At 61.0% G+C, this 19,791-nt stretch carries 16 protein-coding genes, 1 tRNA gene and 1 riboswitch; of the genes, 15 read left to right on the top strand and 2 right to left on the bottom strand.

The genetic code is table 11. The features are described 5' to 3' along the window. Positions 1-189: 189 nt before the first annotated feature. Positions 190-603 carry a DUF4234 domain-containing protein gene (locus tag I2G40_RS08855; RefSeq protein ID WP_195544840.1) on the top strand — a complete coding sequence of 138 codons (414 nt, stop codon included), beginning with the start codon at positions 190-192 and terminating at the stop codon, positions 601-603. 13 nt (positions 604-616) lie between these two features. Further along, entirely contained in the window at positions 617-1,093 is a 477-nt protein-coding gene (locus tag I2G40_RS09710; RefSeq protein ID WP_324252598.1) for a DUF2752 domain-containing protein, read from the top strand. A 106-nt stretch (positions 1,094-1,199) separates the two neighbouring features. Here the strand turns inward: I2G40_RS09710 and I2G40_RS08865 are convergent, their stop codons facing one another. Continuing rightward, positions 1,200-2,663: a M20 family metallopeptidase gene (locus tag I2G40_RS08865; protein ID WP_195544842.1), complete on the bottom strand. Its 1,464-nt coding sequence runs from the start codon at positions 2,661-2,663 to the stop codon at positions 1,200-1,202. 168 nt (positions 2,664-2,831) lie between these two features. Here I2G40_RS08865 and I2G40_RS08870 point away from each other — a divergent pair, with 168 nt between their 5' ends. The 12 genes from I2G40_RS08870 (at position 2,832) to I2G40_RS08925 (ending at position 16,953) form a co-directional block, all read left to right on the top strand. Continuing rightward, positions 2,832-4,469, top strand: coding sequence for an amidohydrolase (locus tag I2G40_RS08870; protein WP_229090738.1), 1,638 nt, complete (start codon positions 2,832-2,834; stop codon positions 4,467-4,469). A gap of 502 nt (positions 4,470-4,971) precedes the next feature. Continuing rightward, entirely contained in the window at positions 4,972-5,265 is a 294-nt protein-coding gene (groES, locus tag I2G40_RS08875; RefSeq protein ID WP_040358989.1) for a co-chaperone GroES, read from the top strand. 96 nt (positions 5,266-5,361) lie between these two features. Further along, positions 5,362-6,999, top strand: a complete 1,638-nt coding sequence (groL, locus tag I2G40_RS08880) for a chaperonin GroEL (protein ID WP_006234938.1) — start codon at positions 5,362-5,364, stop codon at positions 6,997-6,999. Between the two features lie 368 nt (positions 7,000-7,367). Further along, a riboswitch (FMN riboswitch) is annotated at positions 7,368-7,560 on the top strand. 5 nt (positions 7,561-7,565) lie between these two features. Beyond that, positions 7,566-8,156: an ECF transporter S component gene (locus tag I2G40_RS08885; RefSeq protein ID WP_040358991.1), complete on the top strand. Its 591-nt coding sequence runs from the start codon at positions 7,566-7,568 to the stop codon at positions 8,154-8,156. Continuing rightward, positions 8,153-10,057, top strand: a complete 1,905-nt coding sequence (locus tag I2G40_RS08890; RefSeq protein ID WP_195544843.1) for an energy-coupling factor transporter ATPase — start codon at positions 8,153-8,155, stop codon at positions 10,055-10,057. Before I2G40_RS08885 ends, I2G40_RS08890 begins: the two co-directional genes overlap by 4 nt. Continuing rightward, complete coding sequence (locus tag I2G40_RS08895; protein WP_006234941.1) at positions 10,057-10,857, top strand: energy-coupling factor transporter transmembrane component T family protein; 801 nt, start codon at positions 10,057-10,059, stop codon at positions 10,855-10,857. Before I2G40_RS08890 ends, I2G40_RS08895 begins: the two co-directional genes overlap by 1 nt. Positions 10,858-10,887: 30 nt before the next feature. Further along, positions 10,888-11,334 (top strand): pyridoxamine 5'-phosphate oxidase family protein, encoded by a 447-nt coding sequence (locus I2G40_RS08900; RefSeq protein ID WP_006234942.1) that lies wholly within the window; start codon positions 10,888-10,890, stop codon positions 11,332-11,334. Between the two features lie 54 nt (positions 11,335-11,388). Beyond that, positions 11,389-11,799, top strand: coding sequence for a pyridoxamine 5'-phosphate oxidase family protein (locus tag I2G40_RS08905; protein ID WP_195544844.1), 411 nt, complete (start codon positions 11,389-11,391; stop codon positions 11,797-11,799). A 265-nt stretch (positions 11,800-12,064) separates the two neighbouring features. After that, complete coding sequence (argC, locus tag I2G40_RS08910) at positions 12,065-13,135, top strand: N-acetyl-gamma-glutamyl-phosphate reductase (protein WP_195544845.1); 1,071 nt, start codon at positions 12,065-12,067, stop codon at positions 13,133-13,135. A 134-nt stretch (positions 13,136-13,269) separates the two neighbouring features. After that, positions 13,270-14,538 carry a bifunctional glutamate N-acetyltransferase/amino-acid acetyltransferase ArgJ gene (argJ, locus tag I2G40_RS08915; protein WP_195544846.1) on the top strand — a complete coding sequence of 423 codons (1,269 nt, stop codon included), beginning with the start codon at positions 13,270-13,272 and terminating at the stop codon, positions 14,536-14,538. 81 nt (positions 14,539-14,619) lie between these two features. Then, positions 14,620-15,600 carry an acetylglutamate kinase gene (gene argB, locus I2G40_RS08920; RefSeq protein ID WP_195544847.1) on the top strand — a complete coding sequence of 327 codons (981 nt, stop codon included), beginning with the start codon at positions 14,620-14,622 and terminating at the stop codon, positions 15,598-15,600. A 69-nt stretch (positions 15,601-15,669) separates the two neighbouring features. Next, positions 15,670-16,953: an aminotransferase class III-fold pyridoxal phosphate-dependent enzyme gene (locus I2G40_RS08925; RefSeq protein ID WP_195544848.1), complete on the top strand. Its 1,284-nt coding sequence runs from the start codon at positions 15,670-15,672 to the stop codon at positions 16,951-16,953. Between the two features lie 610 nt (positions 16,954-17,563). On the opposite strand, the gene I2G40_RS08930 is transcribed toward I2G40_RS08925, so the two are convergent. After that, positions 17,564-17,639: transfer RNA gene (locus I2G40_RS08930), tRNA-Val, on the bottom strand. Positions 17,640-17,826: 187 nt separating this feature from the next. Here I2G40_RS08930 and asnB point away from each other — a divergent pair. Further along, positions 17,827-19,707 (top strand): asparagine synthase (glutamine-hydrolyzing), encoded by a 1,881-nt coding sequence (asnB, locus tag I2G40_RS08935; RefSeq protein ID WP_195544849.1) that lies wholly within the window; start codon positions 17,827-17,829, stop codon positions 19,705-19,707. The last annotated feature ends 84 nt before the right edge of the window (positions 19,708-19,791 follow it).

A 19,791-nucleotide genomic window follows, 5' to 3' on the forward strand; every position in this document is an offset into this window, starting at 1 on the left:
GCCTGGGGTCCCTCATATACGGCCCTCCCGTCTCCTGCGCCCCTCCCGGAACTGTCCACATCAGTGTAGCCAATCCAGATTCAGCCCACTCCGGTTCAGGCAGTTCAGCCTCAGCCTCAGCAGCAGTACGCCGGCCAGCAGCAGTACACCGGTCAGCAGCAGTATGCTCAGCAGCCTGCACCTGCCCCGATGGGCTATGCTCCGATTAAAACCGACCGTGGCGTGATCGGCTGGCTCCTGCTTTCCATCGTGACCTGCGGCATCTATTCATATTACTTCCTCTATTGCCTCGCTCGCGACATCAATGTCATGTGCCAGGACGACGGCGATTCCACGCCGGGTCTGGCAGCATTAATCCTGCTGTCGTTCGTGACCTGCGGCTTCTACGCACTCTACTGGTACTACAAGATCGGCAACCGCCTGCAGGCTAATGCTCCTCGCTATGGCCTGATGTTCCAGGAGAACGGTACCACCGTTCTTATGTGGCGGATCGTCGGCGCGCTGCTGTGCGGCCTTGGCCCCATCTTTGCCATGAACATCATCATCAAGAATACCAATGCCATGGCAACGGCTTACAACGTCCGTCTTGGCGCTCGTGCCTAACGATAAGAGCGGCGTGAACAGCTCCCAGGGACATAAGGGCGCGGCGGAACTCATTCGCCGCGCCCTTTCTTGCATCGGCGCGCTCTTTGTCGCCTGGCTCGCACTCTACCTGCTCGATATCGGCTGCGTGTTTCGCCTGATGACGGGTATTCCCTGTCCGGGATGCGGCATGACGAGAGCCTGGTTGGCGGCGCTGCGACTCGATTTTGCGGCGGCCTTCGCTTATCATCCGCTGTTTTGGGTGGTGCCGATTGCGTTTGCGCTCGCGTTCGTGCGCGAGGAGGTGGCATTGAGCAAGCTAAAGCGCGGCATCGACATTACGGTTATTGTTCTGTGCGTGCTGGTCGTTGCCGTATGGATCGTGCGCCTTATCAACCCGGCAGACGCGGGCCTGCTCTTTGGCGGTCACGCTCCCGCCGGAGTTCCCATCGATATCATCCACCTCGAAACCCCACGCTGGCTCACCATTCTTCACTCTTACCTGTCGTGACGGAGGACGCGCTAGAAAAGCGGTCGACACATAAGCGGGGGCGAACGTTGAGATAACGTTCGCCCCCGCTTTGCTCTAGCTAGGTTGTTATGGGTGGGCGTGACGGCTACTCGTCGCGCTTCTCCTCGTGGCGAGCGGCGGCACGGGCATCGTGAATGCCCTTGATGGCGGCATGGCGGGCGGTGCGGGCGTCGTGCACGGCGTCGCGGGCCTCGGCGGCCGTTGCCTTGGCAGAGCGCAGCTTGGCTGCCAGGTCGGGATTGGTCTCGGCAACCGCGGCGATCGTGGGGCCGTCGAGCTCTTCTTGCGTGGGCTCGGCCAAAAAGTCGATGGCATACTGAGCGGCTACCATGGAGCCCTTGGCGAGCACGCTCTCGTCGATCTTATAGAAGCAGGAGTGCTGGGCATAGGTGGCGCCGATCTGGGGATTGCGCGCGCCGACAAAGGCGAGCACACCTGGCACGCGACGCAGGTACTCCGAGAAGTCCTCGCCCGAAAGCGTGCCGCGGTAATGGCCCTCGCCTGCGGGGCCCAGGCACTTGAGCACAGCTTGGCGGCAGCGCTCGCTCGAGGCGGCATCGTTTTCGACCTTGTAGTTGGCGATGGTGTAGTCGGTGAGTTCGGCCTCGGCGCCTAGCGCTGCTGCGGTGTGCTCCACGATGCGGCGCATAAGCTCGGGCATCTCCTCATGCGTTTTGTCGCCATAGGTGCGCACCGTGCCGGCGAGGTACGCCGTGCCGGCGATAACGTTGCGCGCGGTGCCGCCGTGCAGCTCGCCGACGGTGATGACGGCGGGTTCGTAGGGGCTAATCTCGCGCGAGACGATGGTCTGCAGGGCGTTGACGATCTCTGCCGCAACCATAACGGCGTCGTGGCCGCGCTGGGGCATGGCGCCATGGCACGAGGTGCCGCGGACGTCGATGCGGAACCAGTCGGTGTTTGCCATGCGCGGGCCGGGCTCGCAGCTTACGGTGCCGGCATCGACCTCGCTCCAGATGTGCGCGGCGTAGGCGCCGTCGACGCCATCGAGTACGCCCGTGCCGATCATGAGTTTGGCTCCCTGGCCGTTTTCCTCGCTGGGCTGGAATACGATGCGAATCTCGCCGTGGATGTCATCGGTCATGTGGCGCAGAATCTGCAGCGTGCCGAGCATCATGGCGATATGGCAGTCGTGACCGCAGGCGTGCATGCAGCCCTCGTTGACGCTGGCGAACTCCTCGCCGGTCTGCTCGGTGACAGGCAGGGCGTCGATATCGGCGCGCAGCAGGATACGGCGGCGCGGCGTGCCGTCCTCGCGGTAGGCATCGGGCGCGGTACCGCGGAGCGTCGCCACCAGGCCCGTCTTGAGCGGACGCTCGTAGGGGATATTCATGGCGTCGAGCTGGTTGGCGATGTCGGAGGTCGTGCGCTCCTCGGCAAGGCTCAGCTCCGGGTGCTTATGGAAGTGCCGGCGCTGCTTGATGATATAGGGTTCAAACTCGGTGGCAATATCTCGGATGGCCGCGGTGACGTCGTCTGCCGCGCGAACCTCGGTTGCCGCCATAATCTGCTGTGCCTTGGTCTTCGTCATGGTCGATTTGCTCCTTGCTGGGTTGATCGCAAAATCGTACAGGCTCTCTCCAGTATGCCACCTGCCGCTAGGGCTGGTAAAGTTGCCGTTTGCCGCTTGGGGTTTTGTTGCAAGGGCGGGGGAGTACACTCGGGGGTGTTGAATTTCCTGCCAGAGATGGGGATGCCCATGCAACATATCGATCAGATTATCCGCTCCAAGAACGTTTTTACCGCGCAAGACGGCATCGATACCGCCCGCGAGCTGGCGATTGCCATCGCAGGCGATCGCATCGTCGCTGTCGGCGCGCCCGATGACGTGATTGCCGCCGCACCTGCCGCCACGCCGGTGGTCGATTACGGCGAGCAGTTTGTCTGCCCCGGTTTCCATGACGCTCATCTGCACTTCTTCCATACCTCGGTCGGTTCCTCGCCGTACATGCTCATGGATATGGGCACGTCCGAGGCGGCGCTGGTACAACACGCGCTCGAGTTTTCCCAGGACCTGCCTGACGACGCTTGGGTTGTAACGCAGGGCTGGCGCGACTACCGTTGGGATCCGCCCGAGCATCCTACCAAGGCCTCCCTCGACGCCGCCTTCCCCGATCGCCCCTGTGTTATGTACTCGGGCGACGGGCATACGCTGTGGCTCAACAGCCGCGCGCTCGAGGCGCTCGGCGTGACGCGCGACAGCGAGCCTCCGGCGGGTGGCAGTTACGACAAAGACTCAAACGGTGAGCTTACGGGTATTGCCCACGAGGCTGCGGCCATGCAGCTGCTGCCGCGCTGCCTGGAGTGGCTGGGCGAGGACCGCATCGCGAGCGCTTACGCCGACCAGATGAAGCGTATGGCCGAGCAAGGCATCACCTCGATCTGCGATATGTCGCTCATGCCCATGCCGGGCTGCGACTTTATTCGCGACGATGTTTACGACAAGCTGCAAGCCGCCGGCAAGCTGGGCATTCGCGCCCACCTGTTCCCCACGCTGCTGGATGACCAATCACGCTTGGAAGAACTCCAGACCCGCTACGCGAACAACGCGCTGCTCTCGGCGCCAGGCTTTAAACAGTTCTTCGACGGCGTGTCGAGCGAGCATACCGCATACCTCACTGAGCCCTATACCAACCCGCGCTTTCCGGGCGACCAGGGTCGTCTGACGGTTCCCGTCGAGCGCATGCGCAAGCTGGTTCTGGCGGCAGCCGAGCGTGGGCACACCGTGCGCATCCACGTTATCGGCGACGGCGCCATTCATGCTGCGCTCGATATCTTTGAGGAGGCGGCAGAGCTCTACGGTCTGCCCCCGCACGGTCATAACACGCTCGAGCATCTGGAGAATTTGCTGCCCGGTGACATCGATCGCCTGCGCAAGCTCAACGTCATTGCCTCGAGCCAGCCTTGCCACATCACGCTCGACCCGGGTGGCCCGGAGCGTGACCTGGGCCTGGAGCGCAGCCGCATCATGTGGCCGTTTGCGACCTATAAGCAGCGCGGCATCCGCCAAGCTTTTGGTACCGACAGCCCCATCACGGCCGTTACCAGCATGAACGTGCTCTACACGGCTATTACGCGCCAAGACCCTCGCAGCCACTGGCCCGAGGGCGGCTGGCTCCCCAGCGAGCGCATCGATGCGGCAACGGCCCTGCGCAACTACACGCTTGGTAGCGCGTACGCAGCGGGCGACGAGCAAAACCTCGGCAGCCTAGAGCCCGGCAAATACGCCGACCTGGTAGTCCTGGACCAAAACCCGCTCACCATTGACCCCCAAGAGCTCCAGGCTACCAAGGTTCAGGCAACCTATCTGGCAGGCAACCTGATCTACGAGCATTAACCCCACATCCCACCCCTCAGTTGCGGTGAAATAGTCCCTAAAATCGGCCTTCAAGCCCAAAAACAGGAACTATTCCACCGCAACTTAAAAAAGCGCGTCCCGACAACGTGCCCCTATCTTGTGCATTCTATCCGCGTCGCCATTTTGCTGCACTGACTTTTCTGAATGCCGGGCCCAATAACGTAACCCCAGCTCCCGCGTGGCTCCGGAGGGGCGGGCATAAGGTTTATCGCGAGTTCCGCACGAGCCGAAGGCCACTTAATGTGGCCTTCGTGCGAGCAGGACTGCCCGAGCAGGAAACCTTATGCCCGCCCTCCGGAGCCACGCGGGAGCCACCGCTAAGTTATCCCCCGGCATTCAGAAAATCTAAGTGTCAAAAAATAAGATTTTTTGACTCCGTGTTGTATAACCCGTCATTCGTGGGTACCATTCAACGCGTACGCAAACAAAAAGGGTTAACCCGCGCGGCATGACCGCGCGGCCCAAAAAGGAGGAAACAAGCATGTCGTCTTTGAAGCCGCTTGCAGATCGCGTCCTGGTCAAGCCCGACGAGGCCGAGCAGAAGACCGCTTCTGGCCTGTACATCGCCAGCAACGCTCAGGAGAAGCCGCAGCGCGGCACCATCGTTGCCGTTGGCGCCGGTAAGGTCAACGACAAGGGCGAGCGCATCCCCATGGACGTTCAGGTCGGCGACGTTGTCATCTACGGTAAGTTTGGTGGCAACGAGGTCAAGGTCGACGGCGAGAAGTATCTGCTGATGCGCGCCGACGACATCTACGCCGTCGTCGAGGCCTAGCCTCGTCAGAATCTCTGATTCGTCTTTGAACGCGCCTGCCGCATAGGACTCGGAAGCGGCGACGCGAGTCACATTTCTTTTGGAGGATTACCTACCATGGCAAAGAACATTACGTTCAACACCGATGCCCGCGCCAAGCTCGCAAAGGGCGTCAACACTCTGGCCGATGCCGTTACCGTCACCATGGGCCCCAAGGGCCGTTACGTCGCTCTGCAGCGCACGTTCGGTGCCCCGACCATCACCAACGACGGCGTTTCCGTCGCTAAGGAGATCGAGCTCGAGGACAACATCGAGAACATGGGCGCTCAGCTGGTGAAGGAGGTCGCCACCAAGACCAACGACACCGTGGGTGACGGCACCACCACCGCAACCCTGCTCGCCCAGGCTATCGTCAACGACGGTCTGCGTAACGTCGCCGCCGGCGCCAACCCGCTGGCCATCCGTCGCGGCATCGACAAGGCTGTAAACGCCGCCGTCGCCGAGATGAAGAAGCAGGCCAAGCCGGTCGAGACCAAGGAGCAGATCGCTTCCGTCGGTACCATCTCCGCCGGTGACCCCGAGGTCGGCGAGAAGATCGCCGAGGCCATGGAGGTCGTGGGCAAGGACGGCGTCATCACCGTCGAGGATTCCCAGACGTTCGACATTACCATCGACACCGTCGAGGGCATGCAGTTCGACAAGGGCTATGTCTCCGCTTACTTCGTCACGGACAACGACCGCATGGAGGCCGTGATGAAGGATCCGTACATCCTCATCACCGACCAGAAGATCTCCAGCGTTCAGGACATCATGCCCGTTCTCGAGGCTGTCCAGCGCGCTGGCCGTGGCCTGCTCATCATCGCTGAGGACATCGACGGCGAGGCTCTGCCGACCTTGGTCCTCAACAAGATCCGTGGCGCCCTCAACGTCTGCGCCGTCAAGGCCCCGGGCTACGGCGATCGCCGCAAGCGCATCCTCGAGGACATCGCCGTCCTCACCGGTGGTCAGGCTGCCCTGGACGAGCTGGGCGTGAAGGTCGCTGACATCACCGCCGATATGCTCGGTACCGCTAAGTCCGTCACCATCTCCAAGGACAACACCGTCGTCGTCGGCGGCGCTGGCTCCAAGGAGGCCATCGACGCCCGCATCGCTCAGATCAAGGGCGAGATGGAGAACACCACCTCTGACTTCGACCGCGAGAAGCTCCAGGAGCGCCTGGCCAAGCTCTCCGGTGGCGTTGCCGTCATCAAGGTCGGCGCTGCTACCGAGTCCGAGCTCAAGGAGATCAAGCACCGCGTCGAGGACGCCCTGCAGGCTACCCGCGCTGCTGTCGAGGAGGGCATTGTCGCTGGCGGCGGCGTCGCCTTCATGGACGCTGCTCCTGCGCTCGACGCTGTTGAGATCGACGACCCCGAGGAGAAGATTGGCGTCGATATCGTCAAGAAGGCTCTGACCGCTCCGGTCGCTACCATCGCCAAGAACGCTGGCTTTGAGGGCGCTGTCGTGGTCGACAAGGTTGCCGAGCTGCCCGCCGGCCAGGGTCTCAACTCTGCCAACGGCGAGTGGGGCGACATGATTGAGATGGGCGTCCTCGACCCCGTCAAGGTCAGCCGCGTCACCCTGCAGAACGCTGCTTCTGTCGCCAGCCTGATTCTCATCACCGAGGCCACCGTCTCCGATGTGCCCAAGAACACTCAGCTTGAGGATGCTATCGCTGCTGCTACCGCTGGTCAGCAGGGCGGCGGTATGTACTAAGGCCGACAAGGTCTAGAACTCCCACCGGGAATCCGGGGGCGTGACGGGGTTTCTCTCCGGAACGTCCTCGGACATGCAAAGAGGCTCCGCATCGCGCTTCGCGCTGCGGAGCCTCTTTGCGTCAGTGCGGAATGTTCCGGAGAGAAACCCCGTCACGCCCCCGGATCCCCTGCGTTTACGGCCTTGAGGTCGGCGTGGGCGGAGAATGTGGTTGATGGGGATACGTGTCCCTTTCGCTGTTTCGCGCTTTGCGCGAAAGGCGCGCTACTTTGGAGCGAACGGAGAACGTGGTTGTTGCGGCAACTGATCCCCACCATAAATTACTCTTGGCATACTTGCGCGAAAGCCTGCCCGTGCTACACTTGCAATTGCTGTTTCAGGGCGGGGTGAAATTCCCCACTGGCGGTAAATCGGGCGGTGCCAAAGGGGTACCGTGGCGCAGGAAACGTGCCTGCGGCCGAGCCGATGAGTCCGCGACCCGTGTGTGCGTTGGTTCGCATGCCGGCTGAACTGGTGAGATCCCAGTACCAACGGTTAGAGTCCGGATGAAAGAGGCAGGTGATCTTATGTCTGAACAGTCGCAGCATATCCATTTTGAGAACACGAATAGGTGGAGCACCAAACAGCTCGTTACCATGGCGTTGATGTGCGCCTTGGGAGCACTGTTTATGTATGTGCAGCTGCCCATCCTCCCCTCGGCGCCGTTTTTGACGTATGACCCGTCGCTGGTGCCGGCGATGGTGTGTGGATTTGCGTATGGCCCTGGTGCCGGCACCGCTGTTGCCGCTATGGCGATCGTTATCCATGCGCTTACCACGGGCGATTGGGTCGGTGCGCTTATGAACTTGGTTGCCACGCTGGGCTATATTCTGCCTGCGGCTATCGTCTACCAGAAGATGCATACCTATAAGGGCGCCGTGATTGGCCTGGCGCTGGGCGTTATTGCCGCTACGGCGTTGTCTATGGTCGCAAACCTGACCATCGGCGTTTGGTTCTGGTATGGCTCGGCCGATGTGATTTTGCCACTCATGCTTCCTGCTGTTCTGCCGTTCAACCTTATCAAGACCGTGCTTAACTCGGTATTGACGCTTGCAGTGTACAAGGCGGTCTCTAATCTCATCACGCCCAAGAAGGACCAGGTCAAAGGTCGCGCATGATTGAGTGTCGGGGCGTTTCCTTTAGCTATGACGGTGTTGCACCGGCGCTCGATGGCATCGATCTGAACATCGAAGATGGCGAGTTTTTCTGCATCCTCGGCGGAAACGGGTCGGGCAAGTCGACGTTTGCCAAGCACCTGAACGCGCTGCTGCAGCCCGATGCGGGAACGGTGTGCGTCAACGGCATGGACGCGTCCGATCCCGAGCTGGTCTACGACATTCGCTCGACTGCTGGCATGGTGTTCCAGAATCCCGACGATCAGCTGGTGGCGACGCTTGTCGAAGATGACGTTGCGTTCGGTCCCGAAAACCTTGGCGTGCCATCGGCGCAAATTGCGCAGCGCGTACGCGAGGCGCTGAAGGGTGTGGGCCTGGTGGGCTTTGAGCGCCACGAGACCCACGCGCTTTCGGGTGGCCAAAAGCAGCGCGTGGCGCTTGCCGGCGTGCTCGCCATGGAGCCGCGCGTTCTCATTTTGGATGAGGCTTCCTCGATGCTTGATCCGCGTGGGCGCAAGGGCCTCATGAAGGCTTGCCGCGCGTTGCACGATCGCGGCATGACCATCGTGATGATTACGCACTTTATGGAAGAGGCCGCCGAGGCCGATCGTGTCGCGGTGTTTCGGGCGGGGCGCGTTGCCATGCTCGGTACGCCCGAGGAAATCTTGACGCGAGCGGACGAACTTGCGCAGCTCAACCTGGATATGCCGGCGTCGTGCTGCTTAGGTAGGACGCTTCGTGCGAAGGGCGTGCCCGTTTGCGCGCAGGTACGTGAGGCGGATATGGTCGCCGATATAGCGCAGGCTTATACCGAGCGGAGTAGGACAGGCATCGCCGGGCGGCCTTTCGCATCCGATCCTCGTATTCCCGACAACGTTTCCTCTGCAATCGATGGCGCAGACGCGCTGGAGCCCGTCATCGAGATTTCGCACCTTTCGTATGGCTATTCGCTGAGCGCCCGCGAGCGTCGCCGTTGGCACAAGCGCTCAGCTGCCGAGGGTGCATCGAACAAACAGGCCCTCTGGGGCAACGACCCTAGCAGCCCCTGGGCGTTGCGCAATGTATCGCTGACGGTGCGTCGTGGCGAGTTCCTGGGCCTTGCGGGCCATACCGGTTCGGGTAAGTCGACACTGGTTCAGCATCTCAACGGACTGATTCGTCCCCAGGAGGGTTCCGTTTACGCGTTGGGGCTCGACCTGGTAAACAAGAAAGATGCCGCCGCGGTTAAGGCAAAGGTCGGCGTGGTGTTTCAGTATCCAGAGCGTCAGCTGTTTGCCGAGACCGTGGCACAGGACGTGGCATTTGGTCCGCATAACCTTGGCTTGTCGCAGGCCGAGGTTGCCCACCGCGTTGAGTCATCGCTCGCGCGCGTGGGCCTCGACCTGGCCACGGTGGGCGACAAGAGTCCCTTTGAGCTCTCGGGCGGGCAGCAGCGGCGCGTGGCGTTTGCTGGCGTGCTTGCCATGGAGCCCGAGGTCCTGGTACTCGATGAGCCCATGGCGGGGCTCGATCCGGCAGCCCGCAGGGATTTCCTGGAGCTCATCGGCCATCTTCATGACGAGGGCCTGACCGTCGTCATGGTTTCACACAGTATGGATGACCTTGCCAATTGCTGCGACCGTATTGTCGTGATGAACGAGGGCACGGTGTTTGCCGAGGGTACGCCCGCTCAGGTTTTTGCGTATGCCGATGAGCTCAAGTCGATCGGCTTGGGTGTTCCCGCTGCCCAGCGCATGGCGCTGGCGCTTGCGAAGGCAGGCGTGCCGCTGCGCTTTGACGGCCTCTATACGGTTGAGTCGCTGGCAGACGAACTGGTGGACCTGCTTATCGGTCGCTCGGACGGTCCTTCTAACGTCGCGGACATTGCTAAATCCAAGACGGTCGCGCGAGAGGAGGGCTGCTAATGGAGGCGTTTTCGTTTGGCAGCTACTATCCCGGCGATAGTGCAATTCACCGCCTGGACCCGCGAACCAAGTTGCTCTTGGGCTTTGTGTTTCTGATCACGACGCTCACGGTCAGCAGCTTCCGCGGACTAGTCCCGGTCGCAATCTTCGTTGTCCTGATCTATGCCGTGTCCCGGGTGCCGGCTCGTCGCGTCCTGTCATCGATGGCGCCGCTGCTGGCGATCGTCGCGGTGGTCGCGGTGCTCAACCTGTTTTCCGACCAGAGCGGGCGCATTCTGTGGCAGCTCGGCTTTTTGCAGATAAGCGAGGGCTCGCTGCATTCCGCCGCCTTTATGGCGTGCCGCCTGACCTTGATGATGGCCGGCATGAGCGCTATTACGCTCACCACGCCCACGCTCGATCTCACCGCGGGCTTTGAGCGCCTGCTCGCGCCGTTTGCGCGTGTGGGACTTCCTGCGCACGAGCTCGGCATGATCATGGGTATCGCGCTGCGCTTTATGCCGCAGTTTGCCACCGAGATGAAGCAGACGGCCGATGCACAGGCGAGCCGCGGTGCGCGCGTGACGGGAGGCCCGCTCGGCGGCGTGCGTATGCTCGGCAGTGTGGCGATTCCGCTGTTCACGGGCGTGTTCCGTCATGCCGAAACGCTGTCTGCCGCCATGGATGCCCGTTGCTATCATGGCGAGCAGGGCCGCACACGTCTGCATGCGCTTGCATTTGGCCGCGGCGATGCGCTGGCGGCGGTGGTGACGGCGTTGCTGCTCATCTGCGTCATCGTCATCAATCTTCAACTTGTTTAGGCGCGATTCGAGCGCAGGAAAGGGGTCCCTATGACCGATAACGACCGCACGGCGCAGCTCGAGCGCGCCTGTTCGTATCTTAGGCGTATTCCGGCGTGGTATCTCGCCACGATCGACGTGACGGACGGACATCAGCCGCGCGTGAGGCCGTTCTCGTTTGCCATGGTCGATGATGGCAAGCTGTGGTTTTGCACCTCGCGCGATAAGGATGTGTGGGCCGAGCTTAGCGCGAACCCCAAGTTTGAGGTTTCGGGTTGGAAACCGGGGGAGTGCTGGATCGTATTAACTGGCGAGGCCGCGCTCGAGGACGACGCGGTCGTGAGTGACCGGGTGCGCCAAGCCGGCTTTAAGCACATGGTGGGCATCGGCGAAGATCACGAGAGCGCCAACGACGGTCGCCTTGCGTTCTTCTCGGTGCGCAATATCGCCGCCCGCTTCTGTGATATCGACGGCAGCGAGGAGCGCCTGGAGCTTTAACCCTAGGGTAGCTAAAGCAGCCCCGACCCAAAAAGACTAGTGCCAGGAGGACACATGGACGGATTGAATACGGTGTTGGAGTATCTGACGTCGGTGCCGGCATGGTATTTGGCGACGAGCGTTGACGGACAGCCGCATGTGCGTCCGTTTTCGTTTGCGCAGATCCAGGACGGCAAGCTGTGGTTTGTAACGGCGCGCACCAAAGACGTGTGGCAAGAGCTGCTGCAAAATCAACGCTTTGAGGCCACGAGTTGGTGGCCGGGCCATGGCTGGCTCATCTTGCGCGGGCGTGCGGGTCTGGATGACCAAGCCGCTCCCGATATGCGCGAGGCAGGCTGGAAGCACCTGGAGCGCCTAGGCGAGCACTACGAGGGCGCAGACGATCCCACGCTCGTCTTCTTTAGCGTGGAGGAACCCGAGGCCTTTATCTGCAACCATGACGAATGGGTGCCAGTCGAGCTCTAAACGAGTCTCTCAGCAAGCTTCGACAATTCAAATTCTCGCATGTAGCGGGCCCCACATTGCAACGTCACCGTAAGGTGCATTGGGCAATGTGGGGCCCGTATTCATTTGTCAATTCCTTCGAGTGAATGTGTCGGGACTGTTTCAATGCATGAATATGTAAAAGATTTGCGTATATATGCATCTTTTGGTGCTAAAGTTTCAACCCACTTCATAACGACGGCTGCGGGATGCGCATTGGTGCATAACTGCAGACAAGGAGTCTGATATGTCATTAAAGGTTGGAATCGTCGGTGCGGCTGGATATGCCGGTGCCGAGCTCATTCGCCTCGTCCTCGGTCATCCCGAGTTTGAACTTGCTGCCATTACGTCCAACGCCGATGCCGGCCAGCCGTTGTCTGCGGTGTACCCGAGCTTCGCCGGCGTAAGCGATCTTGTCTTCACGACGCATGATGCCCCCGAGCTCAAGAACTGCGATACGGTCTTTTTGGCCGTGCCGCACACGGCTGCCATGGCACAGGTGCCCGCCCTGCTTGCCGCGGGGGTCTCCTGCATTGACCTCTCGGCCGACTATCGCCTGAGCGATCCGGCCACCTTTGCGGCCTGGTATGCCGCCGAGCACACGAGCCCCGAGCTACTCAAGAGCCGCGCCTTTGGTCTGCCCGAGCTGTTTTGCCAGGATTTGGAGACTGCTGCATCCGACCACGCCGACGGCAAGCCCGTGCTGGTCGCCTGCGCCGGTTGCTATCCCACCGCAACGAGCCTTGCCGCTGCGCCTGCCGTGCGCGCCGGCTGGGTTGCCCAGGGCGGTCCCGTGATCGTTGACGCTATCAGCGGTGTAACGGGTGCCGGTAAGTCCTGCAACGTCCGCACGCATTTTTGCAGCGCGGAGGAGAACCTGGAGGCCTATGGCGTGGGCAAGCACCGTCACACGCCCGAAATCGAGCAGATCTTGGGCCTAACCGATCGCGTCGTCTTTACCCCGCACCTGGCACCGCTCAAGCGCGATCTGCTCTCTACGGTGACGATGCCGCTTACGCCGCAGGCTATCGATACCTTGACCCTTGAGGACGTTGTCGACCATTACAAGCAGTTCTACGCCGGTCGCACCTTCGTGCGCGTACTCGATGCCGGCCAGCAGCCCAAGACGGCTTCGGTCGTCGGCACCAACGCCGCCCAAATCGGCCTCGCGCTCAACAAGCGCGCGGGCGTTCTGGTGGCTACGGGCGCCATCGACAATCTGTGCAAGGGTGCAGCAGGCCAGGCGGTCCAGTGCGCCAACATCGTTTTTGGCTTTGACGAGCGACGAGGCTTGCCCACAGTGGCGTGCCCGGTGTAGCACATTCGATTGTTAACGATTTGGTAGTCGGGCATCGAGTGGGGCGCCACTCTTAAGCTGGTCTCATGATTGTGGCTGGCATGGCGCACCAACCGATGCCCATTTTTTGTTTGACATAAGGAGTCATAAAGACGATGAATGCTGAGCAGTTCGATATCAAGATTCGTGCCGTAGAGGGCGGCGTAACGGCGGCAGCCGGCTTTAAGGCGGCGGGCATCCATGCCGGATTCCGCAAGAATCCCGAGCGCCTGGATTACGCGCTCGTCGTGCCCGATAAACCCTGTCCCGGGGCCGGCGTGTTTACGACTAACCGCTTTTGTGCGGCGCCCGTGCAGGTGAGTCGTGCCAACCTGGGCGGCGCCGACAAGGGCTATGGCATCATCGCCGGTGTTTCTATCAACTCTGGCAACGCCAACGCCGCCACGGGCGAGACCGGTCTTGCCTGCGCGCGCGAGACCTGCAACATCGCCTCGCAGGTCATCGGCTGCGAGCCCCAGCAGATTCTGGTCGCCTCCACGGGCGTAATTGGTCAGATTCTGCCGATTGACACGTTTGAGACTGCCGTTCCTGCCGCCTACGAGGCGCTCTCCGCCTACGGTGGCGCCGATGCCGCCCGCGCTATCATGACGACCGACACGCACTCCAAGGAGTATGCCGTGTGTTACCGCAGCGAGGCCGCGGGGCACGCAGGCAATGCCTATACGGTGGGCGGTATGTGTAAAGGCTCGGGTATGATCATGCCCAACATGGCCACCATGATCGCGGTCATCACTACCGATGCCCCCGTCGAGCCGGCGGCGCTCCACGCCCTGTTACTCTCCACCGTCAAGCAGACCTTCAACAAGGTAACGGTCGATTCCGACACCTCGACTAACGACACCTGCATCATGCTTGCCTCCGGCGCTGCTGCCGCAGATGCCGAGCCTATTGTCGAGGGCTCTGACGCCTTCGACGAGCTAGCCTTTGCCGTGCATGAGGTGTGCGAGAGCCTGGCGCGCAACATCGCCGCAGATGGCGAGGGCGCATCCAAGCTCGTGACGGTTAACGTCACCGGCGCCGTGAACGACGAGGAGGCCGATATCGCCGCTCGTGCCGTCGCCAACTCGCCGCTCGTCAAGACCTGCATTGCCGGCCACGATTGCAACTGGGGTCGCGTTGCCATGGCGCTCGGCAAGTGCGGCGTGCAGTTTAACCAAGAAGATGTGTCCATCGACATGATGGGTATGCCCGTCTGTCGCGATGGCCTGACGGTCCCCTTCGATGAGGACGAAGCCCTGCGACGTTTTGAGGCGCCCGAGATTGTGATCTCGGCAGACCTGGGCGCAGGGGACGCGGCGACCACCGTGTGGACTTGCGACCTCACGCACGAGTACATCTCCATTAACGGCGACTACCGTTCCTAGACTCCCGATGTGCCGCGCGTCCCGCTGCAATCGCGGGCAACGAGGTACGGCGCGATAGCTACACGAAAGACGAGGCAGACTATGAAGTTCGCACGCGATTGTCGCTCGAGCGAATCCAACGAAGTTACCGCGCAGCTGCTGTTCGAGGCGCTGCCGTGGATTAAGAACCTGACCGGTAAGACGGTCGTTATCAAGTACGGCGGTGCCGCCATGGTCGACGAGCAGCTGCGCCGTGACGTGATGAGCGACATCGTTCTGCTCAAGATTATCGGCATGCGCCCTGTTATCGTGCACGGCGGCGGCAAGGCCATCAACGAGGCGTTGAGCCATTACGATATTCCCGTCGAATTCAAGAACGGCCAGCGCGTGACCACGCCGGATACCATGGATATCGTGCGCGAGGTGCTGGGCGGCAAAGTCAACCAGGAGCTGGTCGCGGCGCTCAACCACCACGGCAACCTGGCCGTGGGCGTGTCCGGCAGCGACGCCGGTACCCTTATCGCCGAGCCACTCGATCCAGAGCTCGGACGCGTAGGCAAGGTCACGCACGTCAACACCGACTATATCGAGCGTTTGCTCGACAGTGAGTACATTCCCGTTATCGCCACGGTCGCGGCGGGGGAGGACGGTGGCTTCTTCAACATCAACGCCGATACCGCCGCCGGTGCCGTTGCGGCGGCGCTTCATGCGCACAAGGCGATTTTTTTGACCGATGTCGACGGTCTGTACAAGGACTTTAGCGACAAGGATTCGCTTATCTCCAACCTGACGCTCGACGAGGTCAATGAGATGCTCTACGGCGGCGAGGTCGACAAGGGCATGATCCCCAAGCTGCGCGCCGCCGTCGATGCACTATCCGCTGGCGTGTTCCGAGCCCACATCATCAACGGCACGACGCCGCACTCGCTGCTGCTGGAGCTGCTGACCGATGCCGGCGTCGGTACCGTGATCCACTCCACCGAGACGGCCTACGAATTCGATACGCATCCGCACCCGCTTTCGACGTTTGCCGCGCGCCTGACCGAGAACCTCGACGAGGTCGAGAAGCTTCAGACGGTCTAGCTGACCCGCAGCCGCCCCATTCCTGCACCCATAGCCCCGCGCCGTCTGGCGCCCAACGAAAGGCATCCCATGTCACTTGCAGCTCAGCAATCGCTTGAATCCCATTACGTTATGCATACCTTTGGCCGCTCTCCGGTCGAGTTTGTCGAGGGTCACGGCATGAAGCTCACCGGCGACGATGGCCGTGAGTACCTCGACTTTCTTGCCGGCATCGGCGTGTGCAGCCTAGGCCACGGTAATCCTGCAGTGCTCTCGGCGCTCGAGGCACAGACCAAAAAGCTTCTGCATGTGTCTAACTACTTCTACATCGAGCAGCGTGGACAGGTCGCGGCGCTGCTGTCCAAGCTCGCTAACGACGACGTGGACAGTGCACGCGTGATTGCCGATGCCATTGCTGCCGGCGATGAGACCACGGCAGCTGCGCTCGGCGCTCCGACGGCGGGCGAGCAGGTATGGGAGACGTTCTTTGCCAATTCTGGTGCTGAAGCCAACGAGGGCTCGATGAAGCTCGCGCGTCTGTACGCCAAGCGTGCTGGTAACGGCGGCAACACCATCGTATGCATGCGCGGCGGCTTCCACGGCCGTACGCTCGAGACCATTGCCGCCACCATGCAGGATTGGCTGCAGGATAGCTTCCGCCCGCTGCCGGGCGGCTTTGTGGCCTGCACACCCAACGATGTCGATGAGCTGCGTGCAATCTTTAAGCAGCTGGGAAGCGAGATTTGCGCCGTCATGCTCGAGCCGATTCAGGGCGAGAGCGGTGTGCACCCCATGACCGAGGAGTTTATGGCGGCAGCGCGCGACTTGGCACACGAGGTGGGTGCCGTTCTTATCGCCGACGAGGTCCAGTGTGGCATCTTCCGCTCCGGCAAGCCGTTTGCATTCCAGACCTATGGCGTGGAGCCCGACATTATGAGCCTTGCCAAGGGGATTGCCGATGGCGTGCCCATGGGTGCCGTGGTGGCAAAGAAGGAGATCGCCGACGTGTTTAAGCCGGGCGACCACGGCTCGACCTTTGGCGGTAGCTGCTTGGCCGTCGCGGCGTGCGCCGCGACGCTTTCCGCGCTTGTGCGTGGCGATTATGTCGACCATGCTGCCAAGGTGGGTGCCTATATGGAGGCAAAGCTCGCCAAGCTGCCGCACGTGACCGAGGTACGTGGCCGCGGCTTGATGCTCGGCTGTGATTTGGATGATGCCGCGGGCGACGCGCATGATGTTGTTGCCCGCGCGCTGGCCGCCGGTGCCGTGATCAACGCTACAGGTGCGCATACGCTGCGTTTCCTGCCGCCGCTCGTCTGCGAGGAAGCCGACGTGGACAGTCTGATCGAGATCCTGTCGGATGTCTTGGGCTAACGCGGCGCAATAACTCAATTTGGACCGGGTTCCGGACTGTGGGCGTGTCCTATGCGGCATGATTCAGCGGTCTGGAGCCCGTTTTGCCTTAGATTTGCTAAGGCAGGGAGACCTGCTGGTCAAAAAACATCAAATATGAGTACTGTTACCGATTTGGTAGCAGCAATTTTGGACTAATAAGGCCAGATAGCAAGTCGAAATGGCGATGAATGCACGATTTTGATCCAACTGTTAGTACTTATAATGGACATATGTTGCGTAACTTAAGCAAATACTATCTTTTTATATGTTGCAAACAAAGCAGCAGTACTCATTTTTGCCATTTTTTGACCACGGCCTTTGCGACAGATGTGCTGGCGGGTTCGAATCCCTCTGCGATGGGCCTGAAAAAGGAAAGGCCTCCATCGCTGGAGGCCTAACAATTCAGTGGTGGGCGATGAGGGATGTCGCGTGCGGCTTCGCCGCCCGCTTTCGCTTCGGGCCTACGGCCCTCGCGTGCTGCGCTGGAAAACGCTTCGCGTTTCCTCAGCTCCGCACCCTGGCGGGTTCGAATCCCATGCGCCGGGCCCAAACAAAAACGGCCCCCTTTCGAGGACCGTTTCCAATTCAATGGTGGGCGATGAGGGATTCGAACCCCCAGCCTTGTGCGTGTAAAGCACCTGCGCTAACCGTTGCGCCAATCGCCCGTGCGGAGAGAGTATAGCAAAACAATCGCCTCATTCACCTCATATCCATTAAAGGTAACTGGCACGTGTCACAGCGGAGCTGATTCAGTTGAGATTGCCTGAACATTCCGCCCCTCTTTACGCCCTCGGGTATACTCAAAAGCTACTGATTCGATTTGATGCCCAGCAACAGCAGAGGGGATAGTATATGTGCGGTTTTGTCGGTTTTGTCGGTGGGACGGATAACCAATCCGAGGTGCTCACCAAGATGATGGACCGCATCGTCCATCGCGGTCCCGACATGGGCGGTCAGTTTATCGACGGCCGCGTTGCCCTGGGCTTCCGCCGCCTGTCGATCCTCGACCTGACCGAGGCCGGCGCTCAGCCCATGGCCAATGAGGACGGCAGCGTCGTCATTGTCTTCAACGGCGAGATCTACAACTTCCAAGAACTCCGTTCCGAGCTCGAGGCCAAGGGCTACAAGTTCCACTGCGGCGCCGACACCGAGAGCCTCCTGCACGGCTACGAGGAGTGGGGCGAGACCGTTCTCGATCGCCTGCGCGGTATGTACGCCTTCGTCATCTGGGACAAAAAGAAGAACAAGCTTTTTGGCGCCCGCGACATCTTTGGCATCAAGCCGCTCTACTACTATCCCATGGCCGATGCGGGCGACGGCGCTCCGGGCGTGCTCTTTGGTTCCGAGATCAAGAGCTTCCTGGACTACCCGCACTTCCACAAGGCGGTCAACAAAAAGGCTCTGCGTCCGTACATGACGCTGCAGTATTCGGCAACCGAGGAGACCTTCTTCGAGGGTGTCTACAAGCTGCCGCCGGCGCACTACTTTACCGTCGATATCCCGACCGGCAAGATGAACATCGAGCGTTACTGGGATTGCGATTACTCTGCCGTCGAGAAGCCGTTCGAAGAGTATGTCGATGAGCTGGACGAGGTCGTGCACGAGAGCGTCGAGGCCCATCGCATCGCCGACGTCAAGGTCGCGTCGTTCCTCTCCGGTGGCGTCGACTCCAGCTACATCGCCGCTTGCCTCATGCCCGACAAGACCTTCTCGGTGGGCTTTGACTACAAGAACTTCAACGAGACCAACTACGCCAAGGAGCTTTCCGATAAGCTCGGCGTCGAAAACGTTCGCAAGATGATTACCGCCGACGAGTTCTTCGGTGCGCTCGAGGACATCCAGTATCACATGGACGAGCCGCAGTCCAACCTGTCTTCCGTGCCGCTGTGGTTCTTGGCCGAGATGGCCCGCAAGGACGTTACCGTCGTGCTTTCGGGCGAAGGCGCCGACGAACTCTTTGGCGGCTACGCCTACTACGAGGATACGGTCCCGGTGCGCAAGTACAAAAAGATGGTGCCGCTGCCCGTCCGTCGCGCGCTCGGTAACCTGGCGCTGCATATGCCGTACTTCAAGGGACATAACTTCCTGGTCAAGGGTGCCGAGATCCCCGAGAAGTCGTTCCTGGGACAGGCTCTGGTATGGCCGGAGCGCGAGGTCGACGGCGTGCTCAAGCCCGAGTACAACACCGGCGACGGCGCCTTCGAGCTCGCTGCACCCATCTACGCACGCGTGAAGGGTCAGCCCGAACTGGTCAAGAAGCAGTACCTGGACATGAACATGTGGCTCCCGGGCGACATTCTGCTCAAGGCCGACAAGATGTGCATGGCACACTCGCTGGAGCTGCGCGTGCCCTTCCTGGACCGCAAAGTCATGGAGTTCGCCGAGCACATTCCCGACCGCTACCGCATCAACGAGAACGGCAACAAACAGGTACTCCGCCACGCTGCCAACAAGTCGCTGCCCGATGAGTGGGCCACCCGTCCCAAGGTGGGCTTCCCGGTGCCGATTGTCTACTGGCTGCGCGAGCAAAAGTGGTACGACTATGTCAAGGAGTACTTCACCGCGCCGTGGGCAAGTGAGTTCTTCAATACCGACGAGCTCATGCACCTGCTCGATCTGCACTTTGCGGGCAAGGGCGATTTCCAGCGCAAGATCTATACGCCGCTCGTGTTCCTAGTGTGGTACAAGCGCTTCTTTATCGACGAGGGCCAGCCTTCTGTTCAGGCTGCCTAGTCTCGGCCTACGAATGCCTGCGCGTAACGGCTCCTCCGGGAGCCGTTTTTGCGTGGGTGCGTTTCAGTTACTATAAAAGCCGTC

The sequence above is a fragment of the Collinsella aerofaciens genome (assembly GCF_015558785.1).
In the GTDB taxonomy this organism is placed as follows: domain Bacteria; phylum Actinomycetota; class Coriobacteriia; order Coriobacteriales; family Coriobacteriaceae; genus Collinsella; species Collinsella aerofaciens_P.

What these genes read in the sequence shown, in the direction of transcription:
- I2G40_RS08900 (WP_006234942.1), top strand. Translation starts at nt 10,888, where the DNA reads ATGACCGATAACGACCGCACGGCGCAGCTCGAGCGCGCCTGTTCGTAT.
- I2G40_RS08865 (WP_195544842.1), bottom strand. Translation starts at nt 2,663, where the DNA reads ATGACGAAGACCAAGGCACAGCAGATTATGGCGGCAACCGAGGTTCGC.
- I2G40_RS08890 (WP_195544843.1), top strand. Translation starts at nt 8,153, where the DNA reads ATGATTGAGTGTCGGGGCGTTTCCTTTAGCTATGACGGTGTTGCACCG.
- I2G40_RS08905 (WP_195544844.1), top strand. Translation starts at nt 11,389, where the DNA reads ATGGACGGATTGAATACGGTGTTGGAGTATCTGACGTCGGTGCCGGCA.
- I2G40_RS08870 (WP_229090738.1), top strand. Translation starts at nt 2,832, where the DNA reads ATGCAACATATCGATCAGATTATCCGCTCCAAGAACGTTTTTACCGCG.
- argB (WP_195544847.1), top strand. Translation starts at nt 14,620, where the DNA reads ATGAAGTTCGCACGCGATTGTCGCTCGAGCGAATCCAACGAAGTTACC.
- groES (WP_040358989.1), top strand. Translation starts at nt 4,972, where the DNA reads ATGTCGTCTTTGAAGCCGCTTGCAGATCGCGTCCTGGTCAAGCCCGAC.
- I2G40_RS08885 (WP_040358991.1), top strand. Translation starts at nt 7,566, where the DNA reads ATGTCTGAACAGTCGCAGCATATCCATTTTGAGAACACGAATAGGTGG.
- argJ (WP_195544846.1), top strand. Translation starts at nt 13,270, where the DNA reads ATGAATGCTGAGCAGTTCGATATCAAGATTCGTGCCGTAGAGGGCGGC.
- I2G40_RS08855 (WP_195544840.1), top strand. Translation starts at nt 190, where the DNA reads ATGGGCTATGCTCCGATTAAAACCGACCGTGGCGTGATCGGCTGGCTC.
- I2G40_RS08895 (WP_006234941.1), top strand. Translation starts at nt 10,057, where the DNA reads ATGGAGGCGTTTTCGTTTGGCAGCTACTATCCCGGCGATAGTGCAATT.
- I2G40_RS08925 (WP_195544848.1), top strand. Translation starts at nt 15,670, where the DNA reads ATGTCACTTGCAGCTCAGCAATCGCTTGAATCCCATTACGTTATGCAT.
- asnB (WP_195544849.1), top strand. Translation starts at nt 17,827, where the DNA reads ATGTGCGGTTTTGTCGGTTTTGTCGGTGGGACGGATAACCAATCCGAG.
- groL (WP_006234938.1), top strand. Translation starts at nt 5,362, where the DNA reads ATGGCAAAGAACATTACGTTCAACACCGATGCCCGCGCCAAGCTCGCA.
- argC (WP_195544845.1), top strand. Translation starts at nt 12,065, where the DNA reads ATGTCATTAAAGGTTGGAATCGTCGGTGCGGCTGGATATGCCGGTGCC.